Annotated in this window: 12 protein-coding genes; 8 read left to right on the top strand and 4 right to left on the bottom strand. The window is 72.1% G+C overall.

Features of this window, described 5'->3' with window-relative positions; translation table 11 throughout:
* Nucleotides 1–3: 3 nt before the first annotated feature.
* From DDW44_RS04415 to pulA, 6 genes are all read left to right on the top strand, one after another.
* Nucleotides 4–1,017, top strand: a complete 1,014-nt coding sequence (locus tag DDW44_RS04415) for a carbohydrate ABC transporter permease (protein ID WP_017945246.1) — start codon at nt 4–6, stop codon at nt 1,015–1,017.
* Nucleotides 1,011–1,883 carry a sugar ABC transporter permease gene (locus DDW44_RS04410; protein WP_411354576.1) on the top strand — a complete coding sequence of 291 codons (873 nt, stop codon included), beginning with the start codon at nt 1,011–1,013 and terminating at the stop codon, nt 1,881–1,883. Before DDW44_RS04415 ends, DDW44_RS04410 begins: the two co-directional genes overlap by 7 nt.
* Before the next feature lie 50 nt (nt 1,884–1,933).
* Entirely contained in the window at nt 1,934–3,610 is a 1,677-nt protein-coding gene (locus DDW44_RS04405; protein ID WP_108905585.1) for a glycoside hydrolase family 13 protein, read from the top strand.
* Nucleotides 3,595–4,635: a LacI family DNA-binding transcriptional regulator gene (locus tag DDW44_RS04400; RefSeq protein WP_017945249.1), complete on the top strand. Its 1,041-nt coding sequence runs from the start codon at nt 3,595–3,597 to the stop codon at nt 4,633–4,635. The genes DDW44_RS04405 and DDW44_RS04400 overlap by 16 nt, the downstream gene beginning before the upstream one ends.
* Nucleotides 4,636–5,190: 555 nt before the next feature.
* A complete protein-coding gene (locus DDW44_RS04395; protein WP_108905584.1) occupies nt 5,191–6,888 on the top strand; it encodes a carbohydrate-binding module family 20 domain-containing protein in 1,698 nt (565 codons plus the stop codon).
* A 262-nt stretch (nt 6,889–7,150) separates the two neighbouring features.
* Nucleotides 7,151–12,478 (top strand): pullulanase-type alpha-1,6-glucosidase, encoded by a 5,328-nt coding sequence (gene pulA / locus DDW44_RS04390; RefSeq protein WP_108905583.1) that lies wholly within the window; start codon nt 7,151–7,153, stop codon nt 12,476–12,478.
* Between the two features lie 84 nt (nt 12,479–12,562).
* Here the strand turns inward: pulA and DDW44_RS04385 are convergent, their stop codons facing one another.
* Nucleotides 12,563–13,381, bottom strand: coding sequence for a TetR/AcrR family transcriptional regulator (locus tag DDW44_RS04385; RefSeq protein WP_244223960.1), 819 nt, complete (start codon nt 13,379–13,381; stop codon nt 12,563–12,565).
* A gap of 63 nt (nt 13,382–13,444) precedes the next feature.
* Here DDW44_RS04385 and DDW44_RS31935 point away from each other — a divergent pair, with 63 nt between their 5' ends.
* Nucleotides 13,445–13,975: a hypothetical protein gene (locus DDW44_RS31935; RefSeq protein WP_244223959.1), complete on the top strand. Its 531-nt coding sequence runs from the start codon at nt 13,445–13,447 to the stop codon at nt 13,973–13,975.
* Between the two features lie 148 nt (nt 13,976–14,123).
* On the opposite strand, the gene DDW44_RS04375 is transcribed toward DDW44_RS31935, so the two are convergent.
* Nucleotides 14,124–16,034 (bottom strand): hypothetical protein, encoded by a 1,911-nt coding sequence (locus DDW44_RS04375; RefSeq protein ID WP_108905581.1) that lies wholly within the window; start codon nt 16,032–16,034, stop codon nt 14,124–14,126.
* Nucleotides 16,035–16,311: 277 nt separating this feature from the next.
* Here DDW44_RS04375 and DDW44_RS04370 point away from each other — a divergent pair, with 277 nt between their 5' ends.
* Nucleotides 16,312–16,749 carry a hypothetical protein gene (locus tag DDW44_RS04370; RefSeq protein ID WP_017945255.1) on the top strand — a complete coding sequence of 146 codons (438 nt, stop codon included), beginning with the start codon at nt 16,312–16,314 and terminating at the stop codon, nt 16,747–16,749.
* 249 nt (nt 16,750–16,998) lie between these two features.
* Here the strand turns inward: DDW44_RS04370 and DDW44_RS04365 are convergent, their stop codons facing one another.
* Nucleotides 16,999–18,543: a DUF1996 domain-containing protein gene (locus tag DDW44_RS04365; RefSeq protein ID WP_108905580.1), complete on the bottom strand. Its 1,545-nt coding sequence runs from the start codon at nt 18,541–18,543 to the stop codon at nt 16,999–17,001.
* Nucleotides 18,544–19,024: 481 nt separating this feature from the next.
* Nucleotides 19,025–20,056 carry a glutamine synthetase gene (gene glnII / locus DDW44_RS04360; RefSeq protein ID WP_027731460.1) on the bottom strand — a complete coding sequence of 344 codons (1,032 nt, stop codon included), beginning with the start codon at nt 20,054–20,056 and terminating at the stop codon, nt 19,025–19,027.
* Between the last annotated feature and the right edge of the window lie 74 nt (nt 20,057–20,130).

The following is a 20,130-nucleotide window of genomic DNA, read 5'->3' as shown; positions in this document are numbered from 1 at the left end:
CCGATGGCTGTCCACACCAGCGGCCAGTCGGTGGCGGAGGCCGCGGAGCCCGGGAGGGCCCGCGGCCGTCGCCGCGACTCCGCAGGCACACCCGGCAAACTCCGCCGGGGCCTCTCCACACACTGGTACGCCTGGACCATGGTCGCCCCCGTGGTGATCGTGATCGGCGTGATCATCGGCTACCCGCTCGTCCGCGGCGTCTACCTGTCGCTGACCGACGCCAACGAGCGCAACGTCGAGCGGTCGATCGGGGTGAACCACCTCCCCGCGACCTACGAGTTCGTCGGGCTCGACAACTACGCCGACGCGCTCACCGGCAGCCAGTTCCTGGGCACCCTCGGATGGACGCTGGTGTGGACGGTCTCCTGCGTGGCCGTCACCTTCGGCCTGGGCCTCGCCCTCGCCAACATCCTCAACCGCAGGATCGCCGGCCGGTCGTTCTACCGGATGCTGCTGGTCCTGCCGTGGGCCGTGCCCGGCTTCGTCTCCGTGTTCGCCTGGCGCTTCCTCTACAACGAGGACAACGGCCTGCTCAACAAGCTCCTCGCGGGCGGCGGCATCGACGCCGTGCCGTGGCTCAACGACCCGACCTGGGCCAAGTTCTCGGTGATCGCCGTCAACGTCTGGCTCGGCGTCCCGTTCATGATGGTCGCCCTGCTCGGCGGACTGCAGTCCATCCCCGGCGAACTGTACGAGGCCGCCGAGATGGACGGCGCCAACGCCTGGCAGCGGTTCCGCAACATCACCATGCCCGGGCTGCGGTCGGTGTCCACCACCGTGGTGCTGCTGAGCACCATCTGGACCTTCAACATGTTCCCGGTGATCTTCCTGCTCACCCGGGGCGGCCCCGGCGAGGCCACCCAGATCCTGGTCACCCAGGCGTACAAGTTCTCTTTCGAGATCAGCCCGCGCGACTTCGCCCAGTCCTCCACCTGGGGCGTGCTGATCCTCGTCCTCCTGATGGTCTTCGCCGCTGTCTACCAGCGCGTCCTCCGCAAGCAGGGAGAAACCTGGTGACCACGACCAACGCCCCGGCCACCCCGGCCGGCACCCCCGTGCGCGGACGCCGTTCGCCGATCGCCTCGGCCGGGCTGCACCTCACGCTGCTCACCGCATCCGTGATCGCCGTCTTCCCGGTCCTCTGGGTGCTGCTGACCTCGCTGAAGCCGGCCAGCTACGCCACCACCACGGACTTCGTGCGGGAGACGACGCTCCAGAACTACACCAAGCTGCTCCAGGACACCGAGTTCCTCACCTGGTTCGGCAACTCGCTGCTCGTCGCGGGCCTGACCACGGTCCTCGGCGTCTTCGTCGCCGCCACCACCGGCTACGCCGTCAGCCGCTTCCGCTTCCCCGGCAAGCGGGGCCTGATGTGGACGCTGCTGATCACCCAGATGTTCCCGGTCGCCGTCCTGATCGTGCCGATCTACAACATCATGTCGAACCTGGGCCTGCTCAACGAGCCGGCCGGCCTGGTCATCACGTACCTCACCATCGCGGTGCCGTTCTGCGCCTGGATGATGAAGGGCTTCTTCGACACCATCCCGCGCGAGATCGACGAGTCGGGCCAGGTCGACGGGCTCACCCCGTTCGGCACCTTCTGGCGGCTGATCCTGCCGCTCGCCCGCCCGGGCATCGCGGTGACGGCGTTCTACTCGTTCATCACCGCCTGGGGCGAGGTCGCCTACGCGTCCGCCTTCATGGTCGGCGACGAGAACCTGACCCTCGCCGGGGGCCTGCAGAAGTTCGTCAACCAGTACGGCGCCCAGTGGGGTCCGATGACCGCGGCCTCCGTGCTCATCGCCATCCCGGCCGCGATCGTCTTCCTCTTCGCGCAGCGCCACCTGGTCACGGGCGTGTCGGCGGGCGCCGTCAAGGGCTGACGCCGCACATGCCCCACCTTCCCCCCAACCACCACCATCCCAGGGATGAAATGACCCAGCACCTCGCTGCCCCCGCCACCGCGACGACGTCCGGCCACCGCGCCGAGCCAGCGCCATGGTGGCGGGACGCGGTGATCTACCAGGTCTATCCGCGCAGCTTCGCCGACGGCAACGGCGACGGCATGGGCGATCTCGCCGGGATACGCAGCCGGCTCCCGTACCTCAGGGAGCTCGGCGTCGACGCGGTCTGGCTCAGCCCCTTCTACGCCTCCCCACAGGCCGACGCGGGCTACGACGTCGCCGACTACCGGGCCATCGACCCGATGTTCGGCACGCTCCACGACGCCGACGCGCTGATCCGCAGCGCCCACGCCCTGGACCTGCGCATCATCGTCGACCTCGTGCCCAACCACTGCTCCGACCAGCACGACTGGTTCCGCCAGGCACTGCGCGAGGGCCCCGGCTCCCGGCTGCGCGAGCGCTTCCACTTCCGGCCCGGCAAGGGCGACGACGGCGAACTGCCGCCCAACGACTGGGAGTCGATCTTCGGCGGGCCGGCGTGGACCCGTACGGTGAACCCGGACGGCTCGCCGGGCGAGTGGTACCTGCACCTCTTCGCCCCCGAGCAGCCGGACTTCAACTGGGAGCACCCCGCCGTGAGGGACGAGTTCCGCTCGATCCTCCGCTTCTGGCTCGACCTGGGCGCCGACGGCTTCCGCGTGGACGTCGCCCACGGCCTGGTCAAGGCCCCCGGACTGCCCGACATCGGCTCCGGCGACCAGGTGAAGCTGCTCGGCAACGACGTCATGCCGTTCTTCGACCAGGACGGCGTCCACGAGATCTACCGCTCCTGGCGGCGCATCCTCGACGAGTACGAGGGCGAGCGCATCCTCGTCGCCGAGGCGTGGACGCCGACCGTCGAGCGCACCGCGCTGTACGTCCGGCCCGACGAGATGCACCAGGCCTTCAACTTCCAGTACCTCACCACCAACTGGGACGCCGAGGAGCTGCGCGAGGTCATCGACGGCTCGCTCGCCGCGATGCGCCCGGTCGGCGCGCCCACCACCTGGGTGCTGTCCAACCACGACGTCACCCGGCACGCCACCCGCTTCGGCAACCCGCCCGGCCTCGGCACCCAGCTGCGCGAGCAGGGCGACCGCGAGCTCGGCCTGCGCCGGGCCCGCGCGGCCACCCTGCTGATGCTGGCGCTGCCCGGGTCGGCGTACGTCTACCAGGGCGAGGAGCTGGGCCTGCCGGACGTCACGGACCTGCCGGACGAGGTGCGCCAGGACCCGTCGTTCTTCCGCGCGGAGGGCCAGGACGGCTTCCGCGACGGCTGCCGGGTCCCGATCCCCTGGACCCGCGAGGGCGCCTCGTACGGCTTCGGCAGCGGCGGCAGCTGGCTCCCGCAGCCCGCGGAGTGGGCCGAGCTGAGCGTGGAGGCGCAGACCGGGGTGCCCGGCTCCACCCTGGAGCTGTACCGCGCGGCCCTGGCCGCCCGGCGCGAGCACCCGGGACTGGGCGCGGGCGACGCGGTGACCTGGCTGGACGCACCCGACGGCGTCCTCGCCCTGTCCCGCGAGAAGTTCGTCTGCACCACCAACACCACGGGCGCGCCGGTGCGCCTCCCCGCCCCCGGCGCACTGCTGCTGGCCAGCGCGCCGGTCGGGGTCGACGGCGGCTTCGCCGTCCTGCCCGCGGACGCCACCGCGTGGTGGACGGTGTGACGCTCCCCAGGCCGAGGGCCTCGGGGGCGGCCGCCCCCCGGCTCACCGACATCGCCGCGCAGGCCGACGTCAGCGAGGCCACGGTCAGCCGTGTCCTCAACGGCAAGCCCGGTGTGTCGGCGGCGACCCGCACCCGGGTCCTCGCGGCGCTCGACATCCTCGGCTACGAGCGCCCGGTGCGGCTGCGGCGGCGCAGCGCGGGACTGGTCGGGCTGGTGGTGCCCGAGCTCACCAACCCGATATTCCCCGCGTTCGCCCAGGTCATCGAGCAGGTGCTGGCCGGGCACGGCTACACGCCGGTGCTGTGCTGCCAGCAGCCGGGCGGCGCCAGTGAGGACGAACTCGTGGAGCAGCTGGAGGAGAGCGGTGTCGACGGCATCGTCTTCCTCTCGGGACTCCACGCGGACACGGCCGCGGACCAGCGGCGGTACGCCGATCTCGCCGCGCGCCGGGTCCCCTTCGTGCTCGTCAACGGCTTCAACGAGCAGGTCTCGGCGCCGTTCGTGTCACCCGACGACCACATGGCCGCGGGCATGGCGGTGCGCCATCTCGCCGAACTCGGCCACACGCGCATCGGGCTCGCGGTCGGGCCGGTGCGCTATGTGCCGTCGCGGCGGAAGACGGAGGGCTTCCTGGCGGCGGCCGGCCCGGACGCCGAACGGTACGTCCGGCACACGCTGTTCAGCGTCGAGGGCGGTCACGCGGCCGCCGCCGAGCTCATCGACGCGGGCTGCACCGGAATCGTCTGCGGCAGCGACATGATGGCGCTCGGGGCCATCCGGGCGGTGCGGGAGCGCGGCCTGGACGTGCCGGGGGACGTGTCGGTGGTCGGGTACGACGACTCGCCGCTGATCCCCTTCACCGACCCGCCGCTGACGACCGTGCGGCAGCCGGTCCAGGCCATGGCGTCGGCGGCCGTGGGCGCGCTGCTGGAGGAGATCCGCGGAAACCCGGTGCCGAGCACCGAGTACGTCTTCCAGCCGGAACTGGTGGTACGCGGCTCGACGGCACGGGCGCGGGGCTGACCGAGCGGGGTTGAGAACGCGGGCTCAGAGCGCGGGGCCGAGCGCTGGTCGGCGGCGCAGGCGGCCGTGGGGCTGGGCTCTGGTCGGCGGCGCAGCGGCCGTGGGGCTGAGCGCGGTGCCGAGGGCGCGGTGTTGAGGCCGTGGTGCTGAGCGCGGTGCTGTGGGCGCGGGGCCTGAGCGCCTATCAGGCGCTCGCGCCGGCGCCGGGGGCCCGGGGCCCGTGCCAGGCCGCCGTCCCGGTGCCGTCCGTTCACGGCGCGCGCAGGCACCCCACCGGAGTCCGCGCGGAGCCGCCCGCCCCGCCCCGCCGGGACCGGCACGCCATCTGCCCGCAGGGTGAAAATCCTTGCAGGCAGATGGCGTTCATGTTTCCCGGATGTGTCCGAACTGTTGACCGCGCAATCGTTCGGGCCTACCGTCACCTGCGCAGAGGGCTCTTTCAGTTTTGCAGCAAGAACATTCAACCTCCATCCCGGAGTTCTCGCTGCCCCCACCTCCCCACATCTCCACCTCCCCATCTCGACACCCCCCTTCCTGAGCCGCAGGAGGAACCACATGGCCAGCAGATCTCTGGCTGCCGCACTCGCCGTCGCGGCGGGCTTGGCCGCCGCGGTGATCGCGCCACCGGGTGCCGCGCAGGCGGCCCCGCCCGGCACCAAGGACGTCACCGCCGTCCTCTTCGAATGGCGCTTCGACTCGGTCGCGCAGGCGTGCACCGGCACCCTGGGCCCGGCCGGATACGGGTACGTCCAGGTCTCCCCGCCCCAGGAGCACATACAGGGCGCGCAGTGGTGGACGTCGTACCAGCCCGTCAGCTACAAGATCGCGGGGCGGCTGGGCGACCGCACCGCGTTCACGAACATGGTCAACACCTGCCACGCGGCGGGCGTCAAGGTCGTCGTCGACACGGTCATCAACCACATGGCGGCCGGGAACGGCACGGGCACCGGCGGCTCGTCCTACACCAAGTACGGCTACCCCGGCCTGTACTCCTCCTGGGACATGGACGACTGCACCGCGCAGATCACCAACTACCAGGACCGCTTCAACGTCCAGCACTGCGAGCTCGTCGGGCTCGCGGACCTCGACACCGGCGAGGAGTACGTCCGCAACAAGATCGCGGGCTATATGAACGACCTGCTGTCCCTCGGCGTCGACGGCTTCCGTGTCGACGCGGCCAAGCACATGCCGGCCGCGGACCTGGCCGCGATCAAGGGCAAGCTCACCAACCCGGACGCGTACTGGAAGCAGGAGGCCATCTACGGCGCCGGTGAGGCCGTCCAGCCCAGCGAGTACCTGGGCAACGGCGATGTGCAGGAGTTCCGCTACGCCCGCGACCTCAAGCGGGTCTTCCTCAACGAGAACCTGGCCTACCTCAAGAACTTCGGCGAGGGCTGGGGCTATATGACGAGCGGCAAGTCCGCCGTCTTCGTCGACAACCACGACACCGAGCGCGGCGGCGACACCCTCAGCTACAAGAACGGCGCCGACTACACGCTGGCGAACGTGTTCATGCTGGCCTGGCCGTACGGTTCGCCCGACGTCCACTCCGGCTACGAGTGGACCGACAAGGACGCGGGCCCGCCCAACGGCGGCACGGTGAACGCCTGCTACACCGACGGCTGGAAGTGCCAGCACGCCTGGCGCGAGATCTCCTCCATGGTCGCCTTCCGGAACACGGCCCGAGGTCAGGGCGTCACCAACTGGTGGGACAACGGCGCCGACGCGATCGCGTTCGGCCGGGGTGACAAGGCGTACGTCGCCATCAACCACGAGACGTCGGCGCTGACCCGCACCTTCCAGACCTCCCTCCCGGCCGGCGGCTACTGCGACGTCCAGTCGGGCACGGCCGTCACGGTGGACGGTTCGGGCCGGTTCACCCGGACCCTGGGCCCCAACACCGCCGTCGCGCTGCACACGGGCGCGAGGGACTGCGGGGGCGGTGGCGGCGGTTCGCCCGCCTCCGGCGCCTCGTTCGCCGTCAACGCCACCACGGTGCCCGGGCAGAACATCTACGTCACCGGCAACCAGGCCGCACTCGGCAACTGGAACACCGGCAGCGCACTCAAGCTGGACCCGGCGAGCTACCCCGTGTGGAAGCTCGACGTCGACCTGCCCGCCGGCACCGCCTTCGAGTACAAGTACGTGCGCAAGGACGGTGCGGGCAACGTCACCTGGGAGACCGGGGCGAACCGTACGGCGACGGTGCCGCCGACCGGCAGGGTGAGCCTGAACGACACCTGGCGGTCCTGAGGGCGGAGCCGGGCGGGGTCGCCGGGTGGCGCGGCCTGTGGAAGGCCGCGCCACCACCCGCCCGGCCGGCCGGGGCGCGCACTTCCGTTGCGTTCCGACAAGCCCTGACAAGCCCTGACGGGCCCTGACAAGCCCTGACAAGCCCTGACGGGCCCTGACGGGCTCTGACGGGCACTGACAAGCCCTGACGTCCCCGACGATCCCCGAAGGGCCCCGAGGTCCCAACCAGCCCGACGAGTCCCGACCAGTGAGGAGCAACCTCGTGACACCCCCCTCGCGCGGCAGGCGCAGAACGGTGGCGGCCGCCCTGGCCGTCGCCGTGTGCGCCGCACTCGCGCCCGCCGTGCCCGCCGCGGCGGCGAAGCCTCCCTCCCCGCCGTCCGACGCCAGGCTCGCCGCCGAGCCCGCCCGGCACGAACTGACCCGTGAGCAGTTCTACTTCGTGCTCCCGGACCGCTTCGCGAACGGCGACCGCCGCAACGACCGCGGCGGACTGACCGGCTCGCGCCTGCGGACCGGCTACGACCCCACGGACAAGGGCTTCTACCAGGGCGGCGACCTCAAGGGACTCACCAAGCGCCTGGACTACATCAAGGGCCTCGGCACGACCGCCATCTGGCTCGCGCCGATCTTCAAGAACCGGCCGGTCCAGGGCACCGGGAAGGACGCGTCGGCGGGCTACCACGGCTACTGGATCACCGACTTCACCCAGGTGGACCCCCACTTCGGCACCAACCGGGACCTGGAGACGCTGATCGACAAGGCCCATGCCAAGGGCATGAAGGTCTTCTTCGACGTCATCACCAACCACACCGCCGACACCGTCGACTACGCCGAGAAGGCCTACGGCTACCGCCCCAAGGGCGCCTACCCGTACCTCGACAAGGACGGCCGCCCCTTCGACGACCGCCAGGGCATCCCGCGCGGGGCGGTCGACACCGGCTCCTTCCCGTACACACCGGTCAAGGGCGAGGGAGCCGTGCGCAAGGTCCCGGCCTGGCTCAACGACCCGACGATGTACCACAACCGGGGCGACTCCACCTGGGCCGGGGAGAGCGCCGAGTACGGCGACTTCGTCGGCCTGGACGACCTGTGGACCGAGCGGCCCGAGGTCGTCGAGGGAATGAAGCGGATCTACGAGAAGTGGGTCCGCGACTTCCGGATAGACGGCTTCCGGATCGACACGGTCAAACACGTCGACCTGGACTTCTGGACCCAGTGGGCCACCGCGCTGGACGACTACGCCGCCAAGCGCGGCCGCGAGGACTTCTTCATGTTCGGCGAGGTCTACTCCGCCGACACCGCCGTGACCTCGCCGTACGTCACCCGCGGCCGGCTCGACTCGACCCTCGACTTCCCCTTCCAGGCCGCCGCCCGCGCCTACGCCTCCCAGGGCGCCGACGCCGGCCGGCTCGCCGAGGTCTTCGCCGACGACTACCGGTACACCACCGACAAGGCCAACGCCTACGAGCAGGTGACCTTCCTCGGCAACCACGACATGGGCCGCATCGGGACCTTCCTGAAGCAGGACAACCCCGGCGCCGGCGAAGCGGAGCTGCTGAAGCGGGCCCGCCTCGCCAACGAGCTGATGTTCCTCAGCCGCGGCAACCCGGTCGTCTACTACGGCGACGAGCAGGGCTTCACCGGCGCCGGCGGCGACAAGGACGCCCGCCAGACGCTCTTCGCCTCGAAGACCGCCGACTACCTCGACGACGACCAGCTCGGCACCGACCGCACCCACGCCGACGACGCGTACGACACCGGCCACCCCGTCTACCGCTCGATCGCCGCCCTGTCGAAGCTCACCCGCGAGCACCCGGCGCTGCGCGACGGCGTCCAGCGGGAGCGCCACGCCGAGGACTCCGTCTACGCCTTCTCCCGCACGGACGCCGGCAAGCGCGGCGGACCCGTCGAGTACCTGGTGGCCGTCAACAACGCGACCACCGGCAAGACCGTGACCGTGCCGGTGGACTCGGCGGAGTTCCGGGCCCTGTACGGCGGTTCCGGCACCGCCCGCGCCGAGGACGGCAAGCTCACCGTCACCGTCCCCGCCCTGTCGTCGCTGGTGCTGCGCGCCACCGGGCCCCTCGCGCCCCCCGCCGCGAAGCCGTCCCTCACCCTGAAGGCCCCCGCCGCCGGGGCGACCGGCACCGTGGAGATCTCCGCCGACGTCCACGACGGGCAGCTCAACCGGGTCGTGTTCGCCGCGCAGGTGGGCAACGGCGCATGGCGCACCCTCGGCACCGCCGACCACGCCCCGTACAAGGTCACCCAGCACATCACGGCCCCCGCCGGGACCCCCCTGCGCTACAAGGCGGTCGCCGTCGACAGCCTCGGCCGCACCGCGAGCGCCCTCGCCGCCACCACCGCGGGCCGGGTACCGCCGCCCGAGAAGCCCACGGCCGTCGAACGCACCCACGCGATCGTCCACTACAAGCGCGCCGACGGGGACTACGACGGCGCGCGGCTGAAGGCCGCCGGGACCACGGCCGCGTTCACCGGCCGCGACGCCTGGGGCGCCTTCGCCTGGGTCAAGGTCCCCGCGGGCACCTCGTCCCTCCCGTACACCGTCGAGAAGGACGGCGCCGCCGACGGGCCGCAGCGCACCGTCGACCTCGGCCGGACCGGCGAGGTCTGGATCACCCAGGGCCAGGACGGCCAGTTGGACACCGCACCCGACGGCGCCTACCCGCCGCAGGACCCGAAGAAGGCCGTGCTGCACTACCACCGGGCCGACGGGGACTACGACGGCTGGGGCCTGCACGTCTGGACCGGCGCCGCCGAGCCCACCGACTGGTCGAAGCCGCTGATGCCGGTCCGCCGGGACGCCTACGGCGTCACCTTCGAGGTCCCGCTCGCCGAGGGCGCCGGCTCGCTCAGCTACATCGTCCACAAGGGCGACGAGAAGGACCTGCCGACCGACCAGTCGCTGTCGTTCGGCAGCCACGGCCGCGAGGTGTGGATGCTCGCCGGGCAGCCGGCGTACCTGCTGCCGGCGAGCGGCGGCGCACCCTCGCTCGACCTGTCGAAGGCCGAGGCACAGTTCATCGACCGCGACACCGTCGTGTGGAAGGTGAAGGCCACCGACGCGACCAGCCAGCAGCTGGTGTACGCGCCCGGCGGCGGCATCGAGGTGGTCGACGGTGCGCTCAGCGACGAGGGGCACTGGCTGCGCCTCACCCCGTCCGCGCTGACCGACGCCCAGAAGGCGAGGTTCCCGCACCTCAAGGACTTCCCCGCCTTCACCGTCGACCCGCGCGACCGCGACCGCGTCGAGAAGGCCCTGCGCGGCCAGCTGATCGCCACCCAGCGGGCGGCGAACGGGGCGCTGCTCGCCGCCACCGGAGTGCAGATCCCCGGCGTCCTCGACGACCTCTACGCCGGCCAGGCCCGGAAGGCCGCGCTCGGGCCGGTGTTCCGCAAGGGCCGCCCGACACTGTCCGTCTGGGCACCCACCGCACGCAAGGTCGCCCTCGACATCGGCGGCAGGACCGTCCCGATGCGCCGCGACGACACCTCCGGCGTCTGGTCGGTCACCGGCCCGGCGAGCTGGCGGGGCAAGCCCTACCGCTACGCCGTGACCGTATGGGCGCCCAGCGTGCAGGAGCTCGTCACCAACAAGGTCACCGACCCGTACTCCACCGCCCTCACCACGGATTCCGCCCGCAGCCTCGTCGTCGACCTCGCCGACCCGAAGCTCGCCCCCGAGGGCTGGTCCACCCTGCGCAAGCCGGCGGCCGTGCCGCTGAAGGACGCCCAGATCCAGGAGCTCCACGTCCGGGACTTCTCGGCCTCCGACCGCACCGCGAAGCACCAGGGCGGCTACCTCGCCTTCACCGAGCGCGGCTCGGCCGGGATGAAGCACCTGACGTCCCTCGCGAGGAGCGGCACCTCCTACGTCCACCTGCTGCCCGCCTTCGACATCGGGACCATCCCCGAGCGGAAGTCCGACCAGTCCGCACCGGAGTGCGACCTGAAGGCGTACCCGCCGGACTCCGAGGAGCAGCAGGCCTGCGTGGCGAAGACGGCGGCGAAGGACGCCTACAACTGGGGCTACGACCCGCTGCACTACACCGTCCCCGAGGGCTCCTACGCCTCCGACCCCGAGGGCACCCGCCGCACGGTCGAGTTCCGGCGGATGGTGCAGGGCCTGAACGGCGCCGGGTTGCGCACCGTCATGGACGTCGTCTACAACCACACCGTCGCGAGCGGCCAGTCGGAGAAGTCCGTACTGGACCGGATCGTCCCCGGCTACTACCAGCGGCTCCTCGACGACGGCTCGGTGGCCACGTCCACCTGCTGCGCCAACACCGCACCCGAGAACGCCATGATGGGCAAGCTCGTCGTGGACTCCGTCGTCACCTGGGCGAAGGACTACAAGGTCGACGGCTTCCGCTTCGACCTGATGGGCCACCACCCGAAGGCGAACATGCTCGCCGTCCGCGAGGCCCTCGACGCGCTCACCGTCGAGAAGGACGGCGTCGACGGGAAGAAGATCGTCCTGTACGGGGAGGGCTGGAACTTCGGCGAGATCGCCGACGACGCCCGCTTCGTCCAGGCCACCCAGAAGAACATGGCCGGTACGGGCATCGCCACGTTCTCCGACCGGGCACGGGACGCCGTCCGCGGCGGCGGGCCGTTCGACGAGGACCCGGGCGTGCAGGGTTTCGCCTCCGGTCTGTTCACCGAGCCCAACGCCTCCGGGGCCAACGGCACCCCGGCCGAGCAGCGGGCCCGGCTGCTGCACTACCAGGACCTGATCAAGGTCGGGCTGTCGGGGAACCTGGCGTCGTACACCTTCACCGACACCCGGGGCCGCACGGTCAAGGGCTCGGAGGTGGACTACAACGGTTCACCGGCGGGCTACGCGGCCGCGCCCGGCGACGCCCTGGCCTACGCGGACGCCCACGACAACGAGACGCTCTACGACGCCCTCGCGTTCAAGCTGCCGCCGTCGGTGTCCGCCGCCGACCGGGCCCGGATGCAGGTGCTGGCGATGGCGACGGCCGCGCTCTCCCAGGGGCCCGCGCTGTCCCAGGCCGGTACCGACCTGCTGCGGTCGAAGTCGCTGGACCGCAACTCCTACGACAGCGGTGACTGGTTCAACCCCGTCCACTGGGACTGCCGCGACGGCAACGGCTTCGGCCGCGGCCTGCCGCCCGCCGCCGACAACAAGGCCAAGTGGCCGTTCGCCAAGCCGCTGCTGACCGCGCCGACGCTGAAGCCGGGCTGTGCGGAGATCACCGGCACCTCGGCCGCCTACCGCGACCTGCTGAAGATCCGTACGACCGAGCAGGCGTTCTCCCTCGGCACGGCGGACAAGGTGCAGTCGGCGCTGTCCTTCCCCCTCTCGGGGACGGACGAGACACCCGGCGTGATCACCATGCGCCTCGGCGAACTGGTCGTGGTGTTCAACGCCACCCCGGACCGGCGGACCCAGCGGATCGGCGCCCTCGCGGGCACCTCGTACGGGCTGCACCCCGTCCAGGCGGGGGGCGCGGACGCGGTGGTCAAGTCGGCGTCGTACGACGGTGCCACCGGCACCTTCACCGTGCCGGGCCGCACGGCCGCCGTGTTCGTCCGGCGCTGACCCGGGGCCGACCGCGGCCGACCCGCGGCTGATCCGGGGCTGTTCCGGGGCCGATCCGCGGCGGCGCGCCGGGGCCCGCCGGGCTCAGGCGCGCTGCTGCGGCACCCGTGCCGCGGACGCCTCGGACACCGCCTGCGGTCCGGACGCCGCGGACACCGACTGCGGTCCGGACGCCGCGGACGCCGACTGCGGTCCGGACGCCGCGGACACCGCCTGCGGCGCCAGGGCCACGAGCCGGCCGACGAGGTCCCCGAGGGGACCGTCGGCCGGCTCGTCCCGCATGATGCGGGCCAGCACGGCGGCCATGTCCTCGTCGTACGCCGCGGGCACCGCCACCAGAACGGCGAAGTCGTGGACCAGTTGGCGCTCCAGCTCCGCGCGCGGCACGTCCCGTCCCTCGAGCCAGATCAGCGCGGTGGACTCGGCGAGCGACACCCACGACCGGACGACCAGCCGCAGGCGCGGCGCCGGGTCGGTGACGCCGAGGTGGCCCAGGATCTGCTCGTAGGCCGCCCGGCGGACCTGGTCGATGACCGCGCTGGTGGTACCGCTGCCGGCCGCGGGACCACCCCGCATCAGAGCCGCGAAGCCCGGCCCGTGCTCCTCGACGAAGTCGAAGAACCGGCGCATCACCCTCAGCAGCCTTGCGCCGAGCGGTCCTTCGTGGCGCTCGGTGAAGCGGTGCGCGAGGTCCTCCGCCGCCCGCCGCAACGCGGCCTCGTACAGGCTCTGCTTGCCGGGGAAGTAGTGGTAGACCAGCGGGCGGGAGATGCCCGCGGCGGCGGCGATCTCGTCGATCGACACCTCGTCGGGCGAGCGGCGGCTGAACAGCTCCAGCGCCACTCCGATCAACTGCTGCCTGCGCTCTGCGACGCCCATCCTTCGGCGAACCCCGGTCGTCATACGAACAGCGTATCGGCCGGGCCTCGGACGCCGTCCGCCGCTCGACGGGTACGCTCCCGGACCATGACCGCTTCTGACCAGGAGACACCCCCGGAGGCACCGGTGGACGCGGGTACGCGGGTGGCCCCGGGGGCGCCGGTGGGCGCGGCGGCGCCGGAGGGCGTGACTGCCGATGCGCCGGCGACCGCCGATACACCGGTGACTGCCGATATGCCGGTGGCTGCGGAGGCGCCCGCGACGGTGAAGGCGCCCAAGGCGGTGGAGACGCACGCGACCACGGAGATGCCCGCGACCGTGGATACACCCGCGGCGGTGGAGGCGCTTGTGCCCTCGCCGGAGGGGATGAGCCCCCGCCGGGCCCGGATGCTCCGGATCGCCGCCGCGTCCGTCGTACTCGTCGCGCTGGCGGCGGTCCTGGCGGTGCGGCTGGCCAGCCGCACATCGGTGCTCGTGGTCGGGGTGTACGGACTGGCCATGATCCTGTGCGGAGTCGTCATCGAACTCAGCCGCCACGGCCGCACCCGGCTGGGCACATATCTGCTGGGCGCCGGCCTGGTGGCGGCCCTGGCGGCCGACTGGCTGCTGCTGCCCTGAGGCACTCGACGGCACCCCGCCGACGGGTCCGGTACGAGCCGGTCACCGCCCCGGAGTTCCTGCGCCGGGGCGACCGGCGGTACCGGTACCTGATGCAGGCCGGGCCGCGGCCCCGCGGCCCCGTCGGCCGCCCCGCGGTTCACGGCGGTCAGCGGAGGGCCGGGATCCGAGTACCGTCCGCGAGGCGCCCGCCGAGCTCCACCCGCACCCCCTGGCGTGCCGGCACGACGAGGTGGTTGCCCTCCGCGCCACCCGTGACCCCGCCGGAGGCGCGCACCGAGGCGACGTCCCCGCTGCCCGCCGCCAGTACGTACCACGTCCCCGTGCGCGACCTCCACAGCACACCCGCCAGCAGCCGCGGATCCCGCCGACCACACGCGGGCGACACCTCGGAACGGGCCACCACCACACCGGGCGACGCGGCCGCCGATCCCGACGCCGGAGGCTGGAACTGGGCGAGCACTTGGGCGCCCGTGCCGCGCCAGGTCTCCGCGCGGGTGCACAGCCAGGCGGCCCTGCCGTTCCCCTCCGGCAGCCACTGACGCGTGTAGCGCCAGGTGTTGACCTCCCGCACCCCGTTCGAGCGCATCGCGGTCAGAAGGCACGCCGTACGCGCCCACGCGGTACGCGCCTCCTCCGGCGCGCCGGGTACGTCACCGGCGGACAGCGGAGGACCCCAGGTCAGCCGGGCCGGGACGATCTCGCCCAGATCGGTGAGCAGCCGCCGTGCGCCGTCCCCGGCGAGCTCCAGCGCCTGCCACGACCGGCACTCGCGGGCCGCGACCGGGCTCGGCACCGCCTCGGTCACCCCGTGCGCGTCACGCTTCAGCGTCCGGGGCTCCGCCTCCGGTTCGAGCAGATCCCGCGCCGAGGCACCGCTCACCCAGGGAGCCGTGAGATAGCGGACGCCGTCGCTGCCCCGGCCGACCAGCAGCGCCCCGGCGGTGGGCGCGTCCGCCGCATCGGTCCGCGCGAGGTCCAGTGCCGGCCCGCCGCCCGTGCCCTCGTCCGGCTCCGCGTACCGCACGACGCGCAGCCCGTCGTGGAACAGCACCACACGGGCCCGGCCCACCGCGCCCGCGAACAGCAGCTGCGGGGCTCCCACCGGCGGCCCCGACGGAGTGCCGGGCGTCGCGGACACCCGCACCGCCGCACCGGGCCGCGCCCATACGGCGAGCGCCCGGCGCAGCAGTGCGCGGTCCCCGCTCAGCGCACCCCGGGCGGGCCACACGGAGAAGTCCGTGCGGCTGGAGGTCCGCCAGGCCAGGGGCCCGACCCGCTGCAGTCGGGACGGGTCCAGCGCCGCCTCGGTCGCCGGGTGGCGTGTGTACGGCGGGGCTGCGGCCTCCGCCGGTGCCCAGCCCTCTCCGGGCAGGCCCAGCAGCGTGCCGACGACGAGCGCGGCCGCGGCCGCCGCGACCGCCGCCTTCGCGTGCCTGCGGCGGCGCATCAGATCGGTCGGCCGGGCCTGCAGGGAACAGGGGTCGAACTCCGGGGAGTCCAGCAGCGCGACCGCCGTCCCGCGCTCCGGGGCGCGGAGCCCGTCCGCAGCGGCGAGCGCCGCATGCGGGTCGGCGACCCCGGCGCCGGTCAGCACCTGCCGGACCGCGGCGTCGGGCAGCGTCTCCAGGGCGCGCAGTACGTACGCGGCACGGGCGGCCCCGGACAGCGCGGACAGCGCCTGGCCGAGGGCGAGTTCGTCGGCGCCCCCGGAGCGCGGGAACAGCCGCAGCCCCCATACCTGGGGCAGCAGCGGCGGGAACTGCACTCGCTTCGGCCAGGCCCGCCGCCGCAGCGGAAGACCCGCGTCCAGCGCCTGCCGCACCACCCGCCCCCGGACGTACGCGTACCCCGGCGCGGCCGTTCCGCGCGGAACCGGGACCCTCGACCCACCGGTCTGCGGAAGCCGGGCGGTACGGCCGCGCGGCAGGGAGCGCTGCACGATCCAGTGAGCGGTCAGCACCCGGCGATTGCGGCCGAGGGAGGACGGCAGGACGAGGTAGGCGATCCGCACCAGACGCGGATAGTGCTCCACGAGCGCGGCTTCGGCCTGCTCCACGTCGACGGCGCCTGGGGCGGGTTCCTGGGTGCTCACCCTCAGCTGAACGAGCGAATACTGCGATAGTCACCAGCCCCGGCCGGCCGGCCCGTGGGGCGGGAACCCGGCGGACCGCCGGCTTCACGGACACGGTACGGCGGCGGCTTCTCCAGGGTGTCGTGGGGCGTGAGATGCGGGTGCGACGTGCGGCACGTTACTCCCCGTTCCTCTGCACACCGGCGCGCCGACCGGGCACGATGGCCCGATGAGTACGCAACGAGCCCGAAGCACCGCCCCGATGGCCCTGGCCGCGCTGGCACTGACGGCCGTCACGGCCCTCACCGCCTGCGCCGGGGACACGGACGACGCCCCCGATGTGCCGAAGACGGCGACGGGGAGTCTGGAGCAGCTGGCGAAGCAGGCGGACTGCGAGCCGAACATCCAGACGGACGCGGAGGAGCTGCGGCAGGCGAACTGCACGACGAAGGACGGCAAGTACATCCTCACCACCTTCGCCACCGACCGCGGCCAGCGCGAGTGGATCAACGAGGCCAACGACTACGGCGGCTCGTACCTCGTCGGCAGGAAGTGGGTCGCGGTCGGCGACGAGAAGGTGGTGACGGCACTGCGCGGCCGGCTCGGCGGGACCGTGGAGCGCGGTGCCTCGCATGGCGGGCACTCGGGGAGCAGTGCCGGCAGTGGGGGGAACGAGGACGAGCACTCCGGCCATCACTGAGCGGGCCGCGCAGGCCGGCGGAGGGAACACGCCGGGGAGGGGGCGGGGGGAGGGACCGGGTAGCGGCCGGGACCGGGGGAGCAATGCGCCGGGGAGGGCCGGCCGAGGAGTGCGTGGGGAGGGGCCGGGGAGGCACCGGGGAGGCACCGGGGAGGGGCCGGGGAAGGGCCGGGAACGGCGGCGGAAGGTGGCGCCGAACCCCGGGACTCAGGCGGGAAGCCCGGGGATCGGCGCCGGCTCAGGGAGCGGTCAGCGGCACGTGCGTCCGCTGTTGATGCAGTTCACCATCTTCTTCATCAGGTTTTCGTCGAAGACGTTGATGAAGTCGCCGTGGTCGGTGACGGGCTTGTGCAGCTGCTCCGGGAAGGAGTCGACCGCGAAGACGCTCGGGTTGGCCCCGTCGAACACCGGCGGCGGCACGTCGTACACGATGCGCTGCACGAGCTGCGGGATGGCGCGGAAGCCGTTGGGGCAGGCGCCGTTGGCCTGGGCGAAGGCGACATGGGTACGGTGGTTGGCACTGTCGGTGTTCTGGCCGTCCCAGCAGCTCTGGAACTTGAACGTCCGCACCACCTGACTGCCCTCGGGGCAGATCGGGTACTTGTCCTTCAGCTGGCGGTTCTCGAAGCCGGTGCAGCTCCACGAGGCGTTCGCGTTCGCATCACCGTTGACGAACGCCTTGGCGTCACCGGTGATGATCCGCAGGAGCCGCGGCATCGCCGTCACCTTCGACCGCGGGTTGCCCACGAAGTCCATGGTGACCTGCGACGGCGTCTGGATCTCACCGACGTTCTGGTCCTTGCCACCGCCGTCGGCGTCGGCGTCGGCCTCCTGCTGCCCGTTCTGCAGCCGCAGCACCGGCCAGAAGTACGACGACTTGTCGCCCTGGTTCACACAGGTCGTCTCGCCGGCCGCGAGGTCGTCGTCACTGGCGAAGGCGTCGTTGGCCTGGTTGCCCACGTAGTCGTGCATATGGTGGGCACCGTTGGCGACACCCGGCGCGACGATCACGTTGTCCGGGTTGAACTTGCCGTTCTCGTTCACCCCGCAACTCGTCGTGAAGACGCCACGGGAGGCACCACGCCGATTGCGCGGGTCACCGGCGTTCGGCTGCACCGACTGGATCTCGACGAAGTCGGACTGCTCCGGACCGTTGCCCGCCTGACCAGCGTTGCCGCCGCCGTCCTGACCGCCGCCGTCCTGGCCTTGGCCGTTGCCGTCGTTCTGACCCCCGTCCTGACCCTGACCGCCGTTCTGGCCCTGGCCGTTGCCGTCGTTCTGATTGCCGCCGTTCTGGCCCTGACCGCCGCCCTGGTTTTGGCCCTCGTCGTCGGCCCGCAGGGTGCACGACGCCATGGACTCCAGACCCTGCGGCTTGGGCGCCTTGCCGCGTTCGATGAGTGCGGCGATCCGCTGGAGGATCACCGTCCGCTCGTTCTTCAGCGGGGTGAGGATCTGCTGCTGCCCGTACTGGGGGTTCTGCTCGATCCGTTGCCTGAGCTCGGCGAAGCGCTGGTACGCCGTGGTGATCTGGGTGTCCAGCGTGGCGAGTTCACGGTCGACGTTGCGGCGCTCCTGCTTGGGCACCTGTTTCAGTTCGTTGCCGACGTCCGGGCAGTCGATGGTGGAGACCGACTGACCGGCGGCCTGGGTTCTGTTGGGGCTCTGACGGCCCTCACCCGCAGATGCGTAGACGTTGACCGCGATCAGCCCACCCCCGCCCAGAATCAGGGCGGCCGAGGCGGCGATCGCCCGGTTCGCCAGCGTTGAGCGTTTGCGTGTTGTGCGTGCCATGGAACTCCAATCCCGGGGTGGGAGCAACGCGCCGTTCCATACGGCGTCGCGCCGCGCCCCGTTCAGACGGGACCGGATTTCGTAGAAATCTCCATTCTCAAAACGGGCCTCACCGGGTACCAACGGGCGGGCCTGGCATGGGCGTTGCCGCATCCCCCGCGAGTGCCGCCGGCCCGCCGCGCGCGCCCCGCCGCCGTGTGCCGTAACACTCGCTGCGGGACGCAGGACCGGGTTCGGCGACCCGGCAACGCGGCGACCTGGCAACGCGGCGACGCGGCGACGCAACCCGGCAACCCGGCAACGCAACCCGGCGACCCGGCAACCCGGCAGCGCGGTGCGGCGGCGTGGCAAGGCGGCGACGCGGCGAGGCCTCAGGGCGGCCGCCGGGAGGCCGGCCGGATCACCGGCGGCAACGCGGAAGGGGCGCCCGCCGGATGACCGCGTACGGCCGGCGGGCGCCCCTTTTGAGGCGGTGGCGGGATCAGACCTGGCCGGCCTTCTCCAGCGCGGAGCAGCAGGTGTCCACCAGCAGGCGGGTCACCACGTACGGGTCGACGTTGGCGTTCGGACGGCGGTCCTCGATGTAGCCCTTGCCGTCCTTCTCGACCTGCCACGGGATGCGCACCGAGGCACCACGGTCGGAGACGCCGTAGCTGTACTCGTTCCACGGTGCCGTCTCGTGCAGACCGGTCAGCCGGTCGTCGATGCCCGCGCCGTAGTTCTTGACGTGGTCCAGCGGCTTGGAGCCCTCGCCCAGCGACTCGCAGGCGGTGATGATGGCGTCGTAGCCCTCGCGCATCGCCTTCGTGGAGAAGTTGGTGTGGGCGCCGGCGCCGTTCCAGTCGCCCTTCACCGGCTTCGGGTCGAGCGTGGCGGAGACGTCGAAGTCCTCGGCGGTGCGGTACAGCAGCCAGCGGGCGATCCACAACTGGTCCGCCACCTCCAGCGGCGCGAGCGGGCCGACCTGGAACTCCCACTGGCCGGGCATGACCTCGGCGTTGATGCCGGAGATGCCCAGCCCCGCCTGCAGGCAGTGCTCCAGGTGCGCCTCGACGACGTCCCGGCCGTGGATCTCGTCGGAGCCGACACCGCAGTAGTAGCCGCCCTGCGGGGCCGGGAAGCCGCCGGCGGGGAAGCCGAGCGGACGGTCGCCGTCGAAGAAGGTGTACTCCTGCTCGATGCCGAAGATCGGCTCCTGCGCGGCGAACTTCTCCGCCACCTCGACCAGCTGGGCCCGCGTGTTGGACGGGTGCGGGGTCATGTCCGTGTTCAGGACCTCGCACAGCACCAGCACGTCGCCGCCGCCGCGGATCGGGTCGGGACACGTGTAGACCGGCTTCAGCACGCAGTCGGAGGCGTGGCCCTCGGCCTGGTTGGTGCTGGACCCGTCGAAGCCCCAGATGGGAAGCTCGGAGACGTCTGCGGCGGGACCCGTCAGAATCTTCGTCTTCGAGCGAAGCTTCGCGGTCGGCGCGGTGCCGTCTATCCAGATGTACTCAGCCTTGATGGTCACGGGCCCTCATCCTTCGCGGGTGCAGCGGGTATGAGGCGCAGCTTCGCAACCCCGGATTTCCCGGCCATTGCTCG

This window comes from Streptomyces tirandamycinicus (assembly GCF_003097515.1).
GTDB lineage: Bacteria > Actinomycetota > Actinomycetes > Streptomycetales > Streptomycetaceae > Streptomyces > Streptomyces tirandamycinicus.
This window is presented reverse-complemented; position numbering and strand designations above follow the sequence as displayed.